The organism is Vibrio sp. 378, from assembly GCF_033339435.1.
In genome coordinates, this window is sequence record NZ_JAWOUO010000016.1 from 67,815 (window position 1) to 81,731 (window position 13,917).

The window sequence follows — 13,917 nt, forward strand, 5'->3', positions numbered from 1 at the left end:
CTGCTTCCCTTTTAGTTATTTCTTAATCACTTCTAAGAGTAATGAATTACTTTTGAAGCAAAGAAATGTCTGCGATCTGTAGGAACAGGTTACGCAGGTTGTTCAGTAGTGTCAGACGGTTCTTCTTAAGTGCTTCGTCGTCTGCCATTACCATTACGTTATCAAAGAACGCATCAACTGGTTCACGTAGGTCAGCTAGCTTGCTTAGGGCTTCTTGGTAGTTACCTGTAGCAAATGCTGGCTCTAGCGCTTCTGTCATTACTTCAACGCTTTCTGCTAGTGCTTTCTCTGCGTCTTCTTGTAGAAGTGCTAGGTCGGTGTCTGCTGCTAGTTCGCCGTCGAATTTCGCTAGGATGTTACCTACACGTTTGTTCGCTGCTGCTAGAGACTCTGCTGCTTCTAGTTCACGGAAGTGAGAAACCGCTTTAACACGTTGGTCGAAGTCTGCTGGTTTAGTCGGACGACGAGCTAGAACCGCTTGAATGATGTCTACGCTGAAGCCTTCGTCTTGGTACCAAGCACGGAAACGACCAAGCATGAACTCGATAACGTCTTGTTCAACGTTGTCGTTGGTTAGGTGATCGCCAAACAGTGACTTCGCTTTCGCTACTAGGTCAACAAGATCTAGGTTGTAGCCGTATTCAACGATGATACGTAGTACACCTAGAGATGCGCGGCGTAGTGCGAATGGGTCGCTGCCTTTAGGCGCTTGACCAATACCGAAGATACCTACGATAGTGTCTAGCTTGTCTGCCATTGCAACTGCAGTTGAAACGCCGTTTGATGGCAGTTCATCACCTGCGAAACGAGGCATGTATTGCTCGTTCAGTGCTACTGCAACTTCTTCTGCTTCACCGTCGTGACGAGCATAGTGCATACCCATAACACCTTGAGTATCCGTGAATTCGAATACCATTGAGGTCATTAGGTCACATTTTGCTAGTAGACCAGCACGCTTTGATTTCTCAACGTCAGCACCGATTTGCTCAGCAATGTAGCCAGCAAGTTCAGTGATGCGGTCTGTTTTGTCTTTGATCGTACCCAGTTGCTTTTGGAAGATCGCTTGCTCTAGTTCAGGCAGACGGTCGATAAGCGGACGCTTACGGTCTGTGTTGAAGAAGAACTCTGCGTCTGCAAGACGAGGGCGAACTACTTTCTCGTTACCTTCGATTACGTAACGAGGCTCTTTTGATTCGATGTTCGATACGAAGATGAAGTTAGGTAGTAGCTTCTTGTTTTCGTCGTAAACAGGGAAGTATTTTTGGTCACCTTTCATGGTGTATACCAACGCTTCAGAAGGCACTTTTAGGAACTCTTCTTCAAACTTCGCTGTTAGTACCACTGGCCATTCAACCAGAGACGTTACTTCTTCTACTAGGTCATCTTCTAGGTCAGCGATACCGCCAACCGCGGCTGCCGCTTTTTGTGCGTCAGCTAGGATGATTGCTTTACGCGCTTCGTAATCTGCCATTACTTTACCGCGCTCTTCTAGGATCGCAGGGTATTGTTCAGCAGAATCGATAGTGAACTCTTGCTCACCCATGAAGCGGTGACCACGGATAGTACGGTCTGAAGCGACACCAAGGATCTCACCTTCGATTAGATCGCTGCCCATTAGCATGGTTAGCGTCTTAACTGGACGGATAAATTGAGTCGTTTTGTTGCCCCAGCGCATTGGTTTTGCGATAGGTAGGTTTGCTAGTGCTTTCGCTGCAAGTTCAACGACGATCTCAGACGTTGGCTGACCTTTCACTTCTTGTTTGAACAGTAGCCATTCGCCTTTGTCTGTAACCATGCGCTCTGCTTGGTCAACCGTGATGCCACAACCGCGCGCCCAGCCTTGAGCCGCTTTTGTTGGGTTGCCTTCCGCGTCAAACGCTGCAGAAACCGCAGGACCACGCTTTTCAACAACTTTGTCAGACTGGCTGTCTGCTAGTGCTGCTACTTTAAGTGCAAGACGACGAGGTGCCGCGAACCATTTCACGCCTTCGTGAGCAAGCTCAGCGCCTTTTAGTTCTGCTTCGAAGTTTGCTGCGAATGCTTCAGCTAGAGTGCGAAGTTGCGTTGGTGGTAGCTCTTCTGTACCTAGCTCGATTAGAAATTCTTTTGCCATGTTACTCTACCCCTTACGCTTGTTCTTTCTTACACATTGGGAAGCCAAGAGCTTCACGCGATGCGTAGTATGCTTCTGCAACTGCTTTCGTCAGGTTGCGGATGCGTAGGATGTAACGTTGGCGTTCAGTTACTGAGATCGCTTTACGCGCATCTAGTAGGTTGAATGCGTGGCCAGCTTTTAGAATGCGTTCGTAAGCAGGCAGTGGCAGTGGCTTTTCAAGCTCAAGTAGTTCTTTACACTCTTTTTCACACTGTTCGAAGAAACCAAATAGGAATTCAACGTCTGCGTGCTCGAAGTTGTAAGTTGATTGCTCTACTTCGTTTTGGTGGAAGATATCACCGTAAGTCACTTTGCTGCCGTCTGGTGCGATGTTCCAAACTAGGTCGTAAACAGAGTCTACTTCTTGGATGTACATTGCTAGACGTTCGATACCGTAAGTGATTTCACCAGTTACTGGTTTACACTCAAGACCACCAACTTGCTGGAAGTAAGTAAACTGGGTCACTTCCATGCCGTTTAGCCAAACTTCCCAGCCCAGACCCCATGCGCCTAGTGTTGGGTTTTCCCAGTTGTCTTCTACGAAACGGATGTCGTGTACAAGAGGGTCAATACCAAGAACTTCAAGGGAGCCAAGGTACAACTCTTGAATATTGTCAGGCGATGGTTTTAGCGCTACTTGGAATTGGTAGTAGTGCTGAAGACGGTTAGGGTTTTCACCGTAACGGCCATCAGTAGGACGACGTGAAGGTTGTACGTAAGCTGTCGACATTGGCTCTGGGCCAAGCGCTCGTAGACAGGTCATTGGGTGAGAGGTACCCGCACCCACTTCCATATCTAGCGGTTGAACAATGGTACAACCATTTTGAGCCCAATAATCCTGCAGCGCGAGGATCATTCCCTGGAAGGTTTTGATATCGTATTTTTGCATAAGTCAGGTTCGCGCGATTCTCTTGTTACTCGTTAATTCGTCATCTATGCCGAGTTTTTCAACTCTAACAACGGCGATAAAGAGTAATTACGGTTGAATAAATTAACAATCTAGTATAACCAGATATTGAGCATGGGAGTAGAGCTAATCTTGATTAATTCGTGGGCGATTTTCTCCTTTAATGAATTTTTACCGCGTTATCTGCTGTATTTTTCCTAAAAGGGAGTTTTTGCCTGCTTTGGCTCTTGAGAAGCGCAACAAAGGTGGCTAGAATTGCGCCTGTCTTTGGGGAGTAGCTTACCTGATGAAGTTTCTGTTTCATCTGGTTCGTCCGTCAACATAATTGGTGCAAAATCACCATGGCGTTCGAGACTTGAAGCCTTTCAAGTTTAGCAAGACCTTAGACAAATCATCACGAACCGGGGTAGGGGCGTGAGGTTTGTCTTCGGTTAAAAATAATAATCCCTGCCCCAATGAGCATGTCGTGAGCGTTTTAGCTATTTCAATTACTACTGTAGCGTTAGCAGAAATTGGCGATAAGACCCAATTGCTATCTCTATTACTTGCAAGTCGTTACCGAAAACCAATCCCAATTATTGCAGCAATCTTTTTGGCAACTATTGCCAACCACGCTTTGGCTGCATGGTTAGGTGTGGTTGTCGCAGACTATCTATCACCTGAGATTTTAAAGTGGGTGCTGGTGGTCAGTTTTGTCGCGATGGCGGCTTGGGTTCTGATCCCGGACAAACTGGATGATGACGAGCAGATTTCTAATCGAGGCCCATTTATTGCCAGCTTTATCGCGTTCTTCGTTGCGGAGATAGGCGATAAAACTCAGATCGCCACTTCCATCTTAGGGGCGCAATACGCGGATGCGTTAAGTTTGGTGATTATCGGTACCACAATCGGTATGCTGCTGGCGAATGTACCTGTGGTCCTGATTGGTAAATTGTCGGCCGACAAGATGCCTTTAGGGCTGATCCGTAAAATCACCGCATTTTTGTTTATTGCTCTGGCAATAGGGGCTGCACTGTTCTGATTTTTTGCACGTGAAATGATGTGAGTTATCAATCATTAGTGGCGTGCTGCGCGAGTTCAAACTCTGACTCTAAATCGTTCCGTTGCGTGACGGATGACATATAAGTGTCATACTTGTCATGGTAGTTTAATGGTGTGAATGATAGCGAGAGGGCAAGTTTATGCTTACACGTTACATGGGGATGTCCCCGAAGAGTCAGAGTTATTTATTCACTTTTGGTTTAGCGCTGTGTTTACTAGCGATGGTGCTAACTGATATGTGGTTACCGATTGTAGCAGGATCGTTCGTCCTTACTGGATTGACAGTAGAAGCGTGGATTCGTGTCGCTCACATCATTCCTATGCATGAAGAGATGCGGGCAATGAAGAAACAACTTAACAAGCTCCAATCAGAAGTTCGCACACTCGAATACGACGAATAAACAAACGGCAGCCAATATTGGCTGCCGTTTTTAGTTCGACCAGATTATTCCAATCCTTTCTTGATCAGGTACTGATACGGAACTTGCTCCGTTTGTGCCGCAACTAATTGGTGGTCCATAAAGCGGCAGAAACTCGGAATGTCTCGAGTTGTGGATGGATCGTCTGCTTTGACCAGCAAAATCTCACCATCTTGCATGTTGCGAATTGTCTTCCTGACCATCATCACTGGCTCTGGGCAGCGCAGTCCTTCCGCCTCTAATGTCTTGTTTGCCAGTTCAGGATTAAAGCTCATAGTGTGATTCTCGTAACTAACTGAGCGTTGAATTTTACTTTCGTTGAAAAAATATTCAATAACCACTTGGCAAACCGAATTTTTTGTTTTACCTTAAATTAACAATTTGGTAACAACTGGCAAGGGAGAGGCAATGTTAACAGCGTTAGACAGACTTACGATTTACTCAGTGCTGTGTTTTATCTCGTTTTGTGCATTGGTACTCAGGACGCCAGCTGACACCTCTTTGACGCCTCTAGTAGGCATGGTTGCCACTATTATTGGGATTTGGATCGAGATGCGCAGATGGTCTGGCGCATCTGAGCAAGAAAATTAGCGCTTCTTGCTTGGACCAGAATGCTTTTAATAACGCTCACCTATTTTTTACCGACACTTCATTCCGACACTATCCCCATTTTTCTTGGGCTTCCCCGCTGAAAGGCGGGATTTTTTTTGCCTAAAGAGTACAATTTACCCAAACACATACAAAATAAGTGGCTAATTCGTGGAACTGGAAGATATCTATCGCCGAGATTTAAATTTACTGGTTGCGTTGCGAGTACTGATAGAAGAAAACAGTGTCAGTAAGGCGGCAACACGTCTGAACTTGAGTCAATCGGCAATGAGTCGTGTGCTTGGTCGTCTACGCGACTTATTGGGAGACCCGCTGTTTACTCGTCAGGGACAGCATTTGATCCCAACTCAGAAAGCGTTAGAGATCGATCGCTCATTGGGCGAGCCATTAGAGTCTTTACGTCAGTTGTTATCTCCGGTTGAGTTTGACCCATTGCAATGCGTACAGACTTTCAACATCGTGACCACCGATTATGCCATGCAAACGATATTACCGTTCGCTTTGCCGAGAATTTACCAAGAAGCGCCAAACGTGTCTTTCAACTTCTTACCACTGCAACACGACCGTTTATCAGATCAGCTCACTTATGAAGGTGCAGACTTAGCGATTTGTCGCCCGACAGGCCCGGTGGAGCCTCTACGCAGTGAAGTGTTGGGGCGAGTGGGGGTGCTGTGTATGCTTTCAAAACAGCATCCATTAGCGAATAAAGAAATGAGCTTGGATGATTATCTGAGTCATCCACATGCCATGATCGCCATCAGTGATGGTGTTAAGGCACTGATCGAACAAGCTTTGATGGAGAAACCTAAGCGTAAAATGGTTCTGCGGGCTTATCATTTAGAAGCCGCATTGGCGATCATGGATACCTTGCCAATTATCATCACAGTACCAGCGGATTTGGCGTATCTGGTTGCCGAGCGTTATGACTTGGTGGTGAAACCATTACCATTCCAATTCACGCCGTTTGAATACTCGATGATTTGGCATGCGCGTTGCGAACATTCTCCCGCTCAAGAATGGTTAAGAACGGTTGTGCGTGAAGAGTGTAGCCGTCTGATAGCTAAACGTATCGAAGATATGGGACTGAACTGCTAACAAAAAAGAGCCAGCAATGCCGGCTCTTCGTCTATTTACACTGAGTCAGTATTTATAGCTTGATAACCACACGACCCGTTACTTGACCGTTGGTGATGTCTTCTGCATATTTCGGTGCTTCAGCAAGAGCAACTTCAGTACACGCTTGCTCGAAGTAGCTGTCTGGTAGTAGCTCTACCAGCTTTTCCCATGCAGCGATACGTTTCTCTGTTGGGCACATTACTGAGTCCACACCTTGTAGGCGAACATTACGTAGGATGAACGGCATCACTGTGGTTGGTAGATCAAAACCACCAGCAAGACCACAAGCTGCGACTGCACTGTTGTAATCCATTTGCGCCAATACTTTTGCTAGTACTTTGCTGCCTACAGTATCAACCGCACCTGCCCATACTTGCTTTTCAAGTGGACGTGCTGGTTCTTCAAATTCAGTACGGTCGATGATGCGGCTAGCACCTAGTTTTTCAAGTAGCGGGCCGTTTTTCTCTACACGACCTGTCACTGCAGCAACTTTGTAGCCAAGCTGTGCTAGAAGCGTTACTGCGACTGAGCCTACACCGCCACTTGCGCCAGTTACTAGGATTTCGCCATTTTCAGGTTTGATGCCTGCATCAAGCAGTGCTTGAACACACAGCATACCAGTGAAGCCAGCAGTACCAACCATCATTGCTTTCTTGCTGTCTAGACCTTTTGGTAGTGGTACTAGCCAATCCGCTTTTAGACGAGCACGCTGAGACATACCACCCCAGTGGTTTTCACCCACGCCCCAGCCAGTAAGGACAACTTTGTCACCAGCTTGGTAGCGGTCGTCTTCTGAGCTTACTACCGTACCTGCTAGGTCAATACCTGGCACCATCGGGAAGTTACGGATGATTTTACCTTTACCTGTGATCGCAAGACCGTCTTTGTAGTTTAACGATGAGTAATCAACGTCAATCAGAACGTCGCCTTCAGGCAGTTGTGTTTCATCGATTTGCTCGATGTTAGCGATAGTACGTTTGTCTTCTTGATTTAGAACTAGAGCATTAAACATAAGGTTCTCCGATTGTGCGGTAGCATGACTCTGGGTCACATGCAGCAAGATATTAACTGGTCTAAGTGTATGTCTTCTTTGTCTATGAATAAAATGAAACTTGAGCATTTAATGTATGCTCTTCATGCATGTTTGATGTAAAACAAAGGGCGACATCAATTGTCGCCCTTAAGTGTAATACTAAAAATTTTAGTACTAGTTCATTTGCTTATGATTGTTGGCTCGATCACTACAACAACGTCTTGAACTGTTATGGTCGTTCAAATACTGTCGCAATGCCCTGACCCAAACCGATACACATGGTGGCCAGACCGTATTTCGCGTCTTTCGCTTCCATTAGGTTGATCAACGTTGTTGAGATACGTGAACCAGAACAGCCTAGTGGATGACCCAATGCTATCGCACCACCGTTAAGGTTGACCTTCTCATCCATAACATCAAGCAGGCCTAAGTCTTTAGCACACGGCAGAGACTGCGCGGCAAATGCTTCGTTTAGCTCAACCACATCCATGTCTTCAATTGAAAGACCGGCACGCTTGAGCGCTTTTTTCGTCGCAGGTACAGGACCGTAACCCATAATAGAAGGATCGCAGCCCGCAATGGCCATGCCTTTAATACGTGCACGAATCTTCAAGCCAAGCTCATTGGCTTTCTCTTCACTCATGATCAACATCGCTGATGCACCATCAGACAGAGCCGATGATGTACCGGCTGTTACTGTACCGTTTGCAGGGTCGAACACTGGGCGAAGTTGAGATAGACCTTCAACGGATGTTTCAGGGCGAATCACTTCGTCGTAATCCAGAGTGAACAGTGTGCCGTCTGCTGCGTGGCCTTCAATTGGTAGAATTTCGTTTTTAAAACGACCCTCTACGGTTGCTGCGTGCGCACGAGCGTGAGAGCGAGCGGCAAACTCGTCTTGTTGCTCACGGCTAATACCATGTAATTTACCAAGCATTTCAGCCGTTAAGCCCATCATGCCCGCAGCTTTTGCTACGTTCTTTGACATACCTGGGTGAAAGTCTACACCGTGGTTCATTGGCACATGCCCCATGTGCTCAACACCACCAATTAGGCAGATTTCAGCATCGCCAGTCATGATGGCACGTGTACCGTCGTGAAGCGCTTGCATTGATGAGCCACACAAGCGGTTCACCGTCACGGCGCCAATTTCAATCGGCAGACCAGCAAGCAGCGCCGCATTACGTGCAACGTTAAAGCCTTGCTCTAGTGTTTGCTGTACACAGCCCCAGTAGATGTCTTCAATCTCGCTTGGGTTCACTTGTGGGTTACGCGCAAGAATGCCTTTCATTAGGCGCGCAGATAGATCTTCTGCTCGTGTATGACGGAAAGCACCACCTTTAGAGCGACCCATTGGAGTACGTAGACAATCGACTACGACAACATTTCTTGTTTGATTAGTCATTTTAGAATCCCTCCTTAGATAGAACCTTGCTGTTGTGCACCGTAAAAGCTTTCACCTTTCGCCGCCATATCAATCAGCATTTGCGGTACTTGGTACATCGCACCTAGCTCGGCGTGTTGTTTTGCCATTTCAACGTATTCAGCAATACCCACGCTGTCTAGATAGCGGAATACGCCACCGCGGAATGGAGGGAAACCAAGACCATAAACCAATGCCATATCTGCTTCCTGCGGAGTCGCGATGATGCCTTCTTGTAGGCACAGCACCACTTCGTTAATCATTGGAATCATCATACGTTGAATGATGGTCTGATCGTCAAAGTCCTGCTTATCGGCACAAACGTCAGCTAGTACCGGTAAGATCGCTTCGGAGAAGGTTTTCTTCGGCTTACCTTTTTTATCTATGGTGTAGCTGTAGAAGCCATTACCATTTTTCTGACCATATTTGTCTGCTTCGAACAGTGCATCAATCGCATCACGACCTTGTTTACCCATACGCTCAGGGAAACCGTCAGCCATCACAGCTTGTGCGTGGTGCGCGGTATCAATGCCGACTACGTCAAGCAAGTACGCCGGTCCCATCGGCCAGCCAAACTTACGCTCCATGACTTTGTCGATTTTCGTAAAGTCAGCACCATCACGAAGTAGCATGCTGAAGCCGCCAAAGTATGGGAACAATACGCGGTTAACGAAGAACCCTGGGCAGTCATTAACGACAATTGGTGATTTGCCCATTTTCGCAGCATACGCCACAACACGATTGATGGTTTCATCAGAGGTGTGCTCACCACGGATGATCTCAACAAGAGGCATACGATGCACTGGGTTGAAGAAGTGCATACCACAGAAGTTTTCTGGGCGTTTTAGTGATTTTGCCAATAGGTTGATAGGAATCGTCGAGGTGTTTGAGGTGATAACGGTGTCGTCACCGACATGGGACTCAACTTCACTCAAAACTGCTGCTTTTACTTTCGGGTTTTCAACGACAGCTTCAACAATCACATCAGAGTTTTCAATACCTGCGTAATGTAAGCTCGGTGTGATTGACGCTAAAATACCCGCCATCTTAAAGCCATCAATGCGACCGCGAGATAAGCGTTTATTCAGCAGCTTAGATGCTTCAGTCATGCCTAGGTCGAGCGATGCTTGCGCGATGTCTTTCATTAAGACTGGCACACCTTTTAGCGCTGATTGGTAAGCAATGCCGCCACCCATGATACCTGCACCTAATACGGCTGCACGTTGCGTGTCTTTACTTGCTGACTTCGCTGCTTTTTTCGCAATGCCTTTGATGTATTGATCATTAAGGAATAGGCCAACGAGTGATTTTGCTTCTTCCGATTTAGCCAATTTCACGAAGTGCTTACGTTCAATGTCTAACGCTTCATTACGTGCAAAGCGAGCACCTTCTTCAATCGTGATAACGGCTGTCATTGGGGCAGGGTAGTGAGGACCTGCTTTTTGTGCCACCAGACCCTTCGCCATGGTGAAGCTCATCATTGATTCAAGCTTACTCAGCGTTAGAGGCGATGTTTTCTGTGCTCGGCGTGCTTGCCAGTCAAGTTTCTCATTAATTGCAGAGTTAAGAGTTTGTAGTGCTGATTCGTATAAAGCATCAGTCTCTACAACAGCATCGAGTAAGCCAATTTTCAATGCTTCATCAGCTCGGCATGCTTTACCTTGGGTGATGATTTCCATTGCGCTGTCTGCGCCAATAACGCGAGGTAAGCGTACACAACCACCAAAGCCCGGCATGATTCCCAGTTTCGTTTCTGGTAGGCCGATGCTGGTGGTTTTGTCACCAATACGCATGTCTGTTGCTAGCACACATTCACAACCGCCACCAAGAGCGTGGCCTTTGATCACTGAGATGGTCGGAACGGGTAAGTCTTCTAATTTGTTAAAGATGCTATTAGCAAATTGCAGCCATTGGTCGAGCTCGGCATCCGTTTTAGCAAACAGACCTAAAAACTCGGTAATGTCTGCGCCTACAATGAATGCGTCTTTATCTGAAGTGAGCAACAACCCCTTGAGGCCTTGATGGGCAATGAGCGCATCAAGAGCTTTATCTAGCGATTCTAATGTCGCTAGGTCGAGTTTGTTGACGGATTTTGGAGAGCAGAAGCTTAGCTCTGCAATACCATCTTGTATTTCCTTTACCTGTAGGGTTTCGGCTTGGTAAATCATTGTCTATCTCCATGACATACAATCGTGGATTGTCTGTATACCTATTTCAACGACGCCGTGTACCTCGGCAAATAGGTATCGAGGAAGTCGTTTTATTTTTGTTCTGGTTTGACCAGTAAGGTTAGTTTGGATCGTGGATTGTTTAATTTCAATACATTTTTTAAACAAGTGTTTAACATTGTGCGCTGTGGCAGATCTTATGCGACGGGTAAATCACACTCGTGATAGACTTCAGGCAAATAGACATGAATCCATAATCCTATGAATGACAAGCCTTATCTGATTCCAGCAGAGCCCGCTCAATTTGAAGAAGAAATTAAAAAGAGCGTCTTCATTACTTATTTGGCACACACGCCAAGTATCGAAGCTGCAAAAGCATTTGTTGATCAAATCAAAGCTAAACACGCTGATGCTAGACATAACTGTTGGGGCTTTGTTGCTGGTCGACCAGAAGATTCGATGAAGTGGGGCTTTAGTGATGATGGAGAACCTTCAGGGACGGCAGGCAAACCAATCCTGGCGCAGCTGTCTGGATCTGGGGTGGGGGAGATCACGGCTGTGGTCACGCGATACTCTGGTGGAATCAAGTTAGGTACAGGCGGCTTGGTTAAAGCGTATGGGGGTGGGGTTCAACAAGCGCTCAAGCTGCTTCAAACTATTGAGAAAAAAATAACCACAAAGCTCAGACTAACGTTAGACTATGGGTTTATGCCTATCGCACAATCAATCATGCCGCAATTTGGTGCGATAGAAGTCGAGGCTGAATACAGCGATCAGGTCGTATTAGTGGTGGAAATTGAGCTTCGAGAAGTGAGCGCGTTTACCCAAGCAATCATCAATAAAAGCGGGGCAAAGGCAATTGTCACTCCGCTAGACGGACAATAATGAAAAACAGGAAGCAACAGGGACAGCTTCGCTAGTCAATTTATCCATGCAATTTCGTTCAATTATTCGAATCGTCGGGCTACTGCTCGCACTCTTTAGTGTCACTATGCTTGCGCCAGCACTCGTTGCGCTGATCTATCGAGATGGTGCTGGTGTGCCTTTTGTCACGACATTTTTTGTTCTGCTGTTTTGTGGGGCCGTTTGTTGGTACCCAAACCGCAGGTATAAGCACGAGCTTAAAGCTCGAGATGGCTTTCTTATTGTCGTCTTATTCTGGACAGTACTTGGCAGTGCAGGCTCGATCCCCTTTCTCATTGCTGACAATCCGAACGTCTCAGTGACAGATGCGTTTTTTGAATCGTTTTCTGCTCTCACGACGACCGGGGCGACCGTTATTGTTGGTTTGGATGAGTTACCTAAAGCGATTCTATTCTATCGACAGTTACTGCAGTGGTTCGGCGGTATGGGAATCATCGTATTAGCGGTGGCGATTTTGCCAGTACTTGGCATCGGTGGTATGCAGCTTTACCGCGCCGAGATCCCAGGTCCAGTCAAGGATACTAAAGTGACGCCGCGCATAGCAGAAACTGCTAAGGCGCTTTGGTACATCTATTTGAGCCTGACTATCGCCTGTGCTTCGGCTTTTTGGTTAGCTGGTATGACGCCATTTGATGCCATCAGTCACAGCTTTTCCACCATTGCCATTGGTGGCTTCTCTACCCACGATGCCAGCATCGGATACTTTGATAGTTACGCGATTAACCTGATTACGGTGGTTTTTCTGCTTATATCTGCATGTAATTACACACTGCACTTTGCTGCATTTGCATCAGGTGGCGTACATCCCAAGTATTACTGGAAAGATCCTGAGTTTCGCGCCTTCTTGTTCATTCAAGTGCTGCTATTTATCATTTGCTTTCTATTATTACTGAAACATCACTCTTACACATCGACATACGATGCTTTCGACCAGGCTCTGTTCCAAACCGTATCAATATCCACAACAGCGGGCTTTACGACAACAGGTTTTGCGGATTGGCCGCTCTTCTTACCTGTGCTGTTATTGTTCTCTTCCTTTATAGGTGGTTGTGCTGGTTCAACAGGCGGCGGCATGAAAGTGATCCGTATCCTGCTTCTTACCTTACAAGGTGCGCGTGAACTAAAACGTTTAGTCCATCCACGCGCGGTTTACACCATCAAAGTAGGTGGCAGTGCCCTACCGCAACGTGTTGTCGATGCGGTTTGGGGTTTCTTCTCCGCATACGCATTGGTATTTGTGGTTTGTATGTTGGGGTTGATTGCAACAGGAATGGATGAGCTCAGTGCGTTCTCGGCGGTGGCTGCGACTCTGAACAACCTCGGTCCTGGCTTGGGAGAAGTAGCGCTGCACTTTGGTGACGTTAACGACAAAGCAAAATGGGTATTGATAGTTTCTATGCTGTTTGGTCGTTTGGAAATCTTTACCTTACTTATTCTACTTACGCCGACGTTTTGGCGTAGCTAAGGGGAAATCGTGGCAAAAGCATTATTTCTATACTCTTCCCGCGAAGGGCAGACTAAAAAAATTCTCCACTATATAGATGAACAACTTCCAGACTTCGATTGTGAGCTGGTGGATTTACATAATGTCGAGACGATTGACTTCAGCCAATACGACAGAGTATTGATAGGCGCCTCTATTCGCTATGGCCATCTTAATAAAAAGCTATACCAGTTTATTGAGCGAAACCTCAATCAATTGGAGCAAAATAAAGTGGCATTTTTCTGCGTAAACCTAACCGCTCGTAAAGAGGACCAAGGAAAGGATACACCTGAAGGTAGTGCCTACATTCACAAGTTCCTAATTAAGTCGCCTTGGAAACCAACGCTAATAGGTGTTTTTGCTGGTGCACTTTATTACCCACGTTACAGCTGGTTCGACAGAACTATGATTAGGTTCATTATGTCGATGACGGGTGGCGAAACTGATACGACCAAAGAGGTGGAGTACACCAATTGGGAAAAAGTGGCTCTTTTCGCAGATAAATTCAGAGAACTGTAGAAATAACGTGCTCTTTTGACCGCTTTTGATGCAAATTTATCCGAACGATAAAAAAATCAAAAAAAACGAGAAAAAGGGCTTGCCAATGTGATCGCAATCTCTATAATGCCACCTCGCTGA

The 13,917-nt window shown here is 46.4% G+C and carries 13 protein-coding genes; 7 read left to right on the forward strand and 6 right to left on the reverse strand.

All coding sequences use genetic code 11. From position 1 onward, the window contains the following. Positions 1-46: 46 nt before the first annotated feature. Together glyS and glyQ are read right to left on the reverse strand one after the other, a co-directional pair. Complete coding sequence (gene glyS / locus R7Q48_RS21045) at positions 47-2,113, reverse strand: glycine--tRNA ligase subunit beta (RefSeq protein ID WP_248487168.1); 2,067 nt, start codon at positions 2,111-2,113, stop codon at positions 47-49. A 13-nt stretch (positions 2,114-2,126) separates the two neighbouring features. Next, complete coding sequence (gene glyQ / locus R7Q48_RS21050; RefSeq protein ID WP_005383818.1) at positions 2,127-3,044, reverse strand: glycine--tRNA ligase subunit alpha; 918 nt, start codon at positions 3,042-3,044, stop codon at positions 2,127-2,129. Between the two features lie 484 nt (positions 3,045-3,528). Between glyQ and R7Q48_RS21055 the strand changes: the two genes are divergently transcribed. Beyond that, complete coding sequence (locus tag R7Q48_RS21055) at positions 3,529-4,083, forward strand: TMEM165/GDT1 family protein (protein ID WP_005378877.1); 555 nt, start codon at positions 3,529-3,531, stop codon at positions 4,081-4,083. Positions 4,084-4,243: 160 nt separating this feature from the next. Then, positions 4,244-4,504 carry a hypothetical protein gene (locus R7Q48_RS21060; RefSeq protein WP_005378878.1) on the forward strand — a complete coding sequence of 87 codons (261 nt, stop codon included), beginning with the start codon at positions 4,244-4,246 and terminating at the stop codon, positions 4,502-4,504. A gap of 44 nt (positions 4,505-4,548) precedes the next feature. On the opposite strand, the gene tusA is transcribed toward R7Q48_RS21060, so the two are convergent. Then, positions 4,549-4,797 (reverse strand): sulfurtransferase TusA, encoded by a 249-nt coding sequence (gene tusA / locus R7Q48_RS21065; RefSeq protein WP_005378879.1) that lies wholly within the window; start codon positions 4,795-4,797, stop codon positions 4,549-4,551. A 133-nt stretch (positions 4,798-4,930) separates the two neighbouring features. Here tusA and R7Q48_RS21070 point away from each other — a divergent pair, with 133 nt between their 5' ends. Then, the gene (locus tag R7Q48_RS21070; protein WP_005378880.1) at positions 4,931-5,113 is read left to right on the forward strand and encodes a hypothetical protein; all 183 of its coding nucleotides are present in this window, start codon (positions 4,931-4,933) and stop codon (positions 5,111-5,113) included. Between the two features lie 168 nt (positions 5,114-5,281). Next, entirely contained in the window at positions 5,282-6,226 is a 945-nt protein-coding gene (locus tag R7Q48_RS21075) for a LysR family transcriptional regulator (RefSeq protein ID WP_256903356.1), read from the forward strand. Positions 6,227-6,278: 52 nt separating this feature from the next. Here the strand turns inward: R7Q48_RS21075 and R7Q48_RS21080 are convergent, their stop codons facing one another. The 3 genes from R7Q48_RS21080 to fadB form a co-directional block, all read right to left on the reverse strand. Next, on the reverse strand, positions 6,279-7,259 hold the full coding sequence (locus R7Q48_RS21080) for an MDR family oxidoreductase (RefSeq protein WP_005378882.1): 981 nt from the start codon (positions 7,257-7,259) through the stop codon (positions 6,279-6,281). Positions 7,260-7,509: 250 nt separating this feature from the next. Further along, on the reverse strand, positions 7,510-8,685 hold the full coding sequence (gene fadA, locus R7Q48_RS21085; RefSeq protein WP_006743176.1) for an acetyl-CoA C-acyltransferase FadA: 1,176 nt from the start codon (positions 8,683-8,685) through the stop codon (positions 7,510-7,512). 14 nt (positions 8,686-8,699) lie between these two features. Then, the gene (gene fadB / locus R7Q48_RS21090; RefSeq protein ID WP_054579435.1) at positions 8,700-10,871 is read right to left on the reverse strand and encodes a fatty acid oxidation complex subunit alpha FadB; all 2,172 of its coding nucleotides are present in this window, start codon (positions 10,869-10,871) and stop codon (positions 8,700-8,702) included. A gap of 261 nt (positions 10,872-11,132) precedes the next feature. On the opposite strand from fadB, the gene R7Q48_RS21095 reads away from it, so the two are divergent. The 3 genes from R7Q48_RS21095 to hemG are packed head-to-tail and all read left to right on the forward strand — an operon-like array spanning position 11,133 to position 13,797. After that, complete coding sequence (locus R7Q48_RS21095; RefSeq protein WP_005378891.1) at positions 11,133-11,756, forward strand: YigZ family protein; 624 nt, start codon at positions 11,133-11,135, stop codon at positions 11,754-11,756. A gap of 46 nt (positions 11,757-11,802) precedes the next feature. Further along, complete coding sequence (locus R7Q48_RS21100) at positions 11,803-13,260, forward strand: TrkH family potassium uptake protein (protein ID WP_005378893.1); 1,458 nt, start codon at positions 11,803-11,805, stop codon at positions 13,258-13,260. A gap of 9 nt (positions 13,261-13,269) precedes the next feature. Further along, entirely contained in the window at positions 13,270-13,797 is a 528-nt protein-coding gene (hemG, locus tag R7Q48_RS21105; protein ID WP_054577148.1) for a menaquinone-dependent protoporphyrinogen IX dehydrogenase, read from the forward strand. Positions 13,798-13,917 lie beyond the last annotated feature (120 nt).

Bases quoted from the DNA above. Each gene is read 5' to 3' on its own strand.
- glyS (WP_248487168.1), bottom strand. From the start codon at position 2,113: ATGGCAAAAGAATTTCTAATCGAGCTAGGTACAGAAGAGCTACCACCA.
- glyQ (WP_005383818.1), bottom strand. From the start codon at position 3,044: ATGCAAAAATACGATATCAAAACCTTCCAGGGAATGATCCTCGCGCTG.
- R7Q48_RS21060 (WP_005378878.1), top strand. From the start codon at position 4,244: ATGCTTACACGTTACATGGGGATGTCCCCGAAGAGTCAGAGTTATTTA.
- tusA (WP_005378879.1), bottom strand. From the start codon at position 4,797: ATGAGCTTTAATCCTGAACTGGCAAACAAGACATTAGAGGCGGAAGGA.
- R7Q48_RS21070 (WP_005378880.1), top strand. From the start codon at position 4,931: ATGTTAACAGCGTTAGACAGACTTACGATTTACTCAGTGCTGTGTTTT.
- R7Q48_RS21080 (WP_005378882.1), bottom strand. From the start codon at position 7,259: ATGTTTAATGCTCTAGTTCTAAATCAAGAAGACAAACGTACTATCGCT.
- fadA (WP_006743176.1), bottom strand. From the start codon at position 8,685: ATGACTAATCAAACAAGAAATGTTGTCGTAGTCGATTGTCTACGTACT.
- fadB (WP_054579435.1), bottom strand. From the start codon at position 10,871: ATGATTTACCAAGCCGAAACCCTACAGGTAAAGGAAATACAAGATGGT.
- R7Q48_RS21095 (WP_005378891.1), top strand. From the start codon at position 11,133: ATGAATGACAAGCCTTATCTGATTCCAGCAGAGCCCGCTCAATTTGAA.
- R7Q48_RS21100 (WP_005378893.1), top strand. From the start codon at position 11,803: ATGCAATTTCGTTCAATTATTCGAATCGTCGGGCTACTGCTCGCACTC.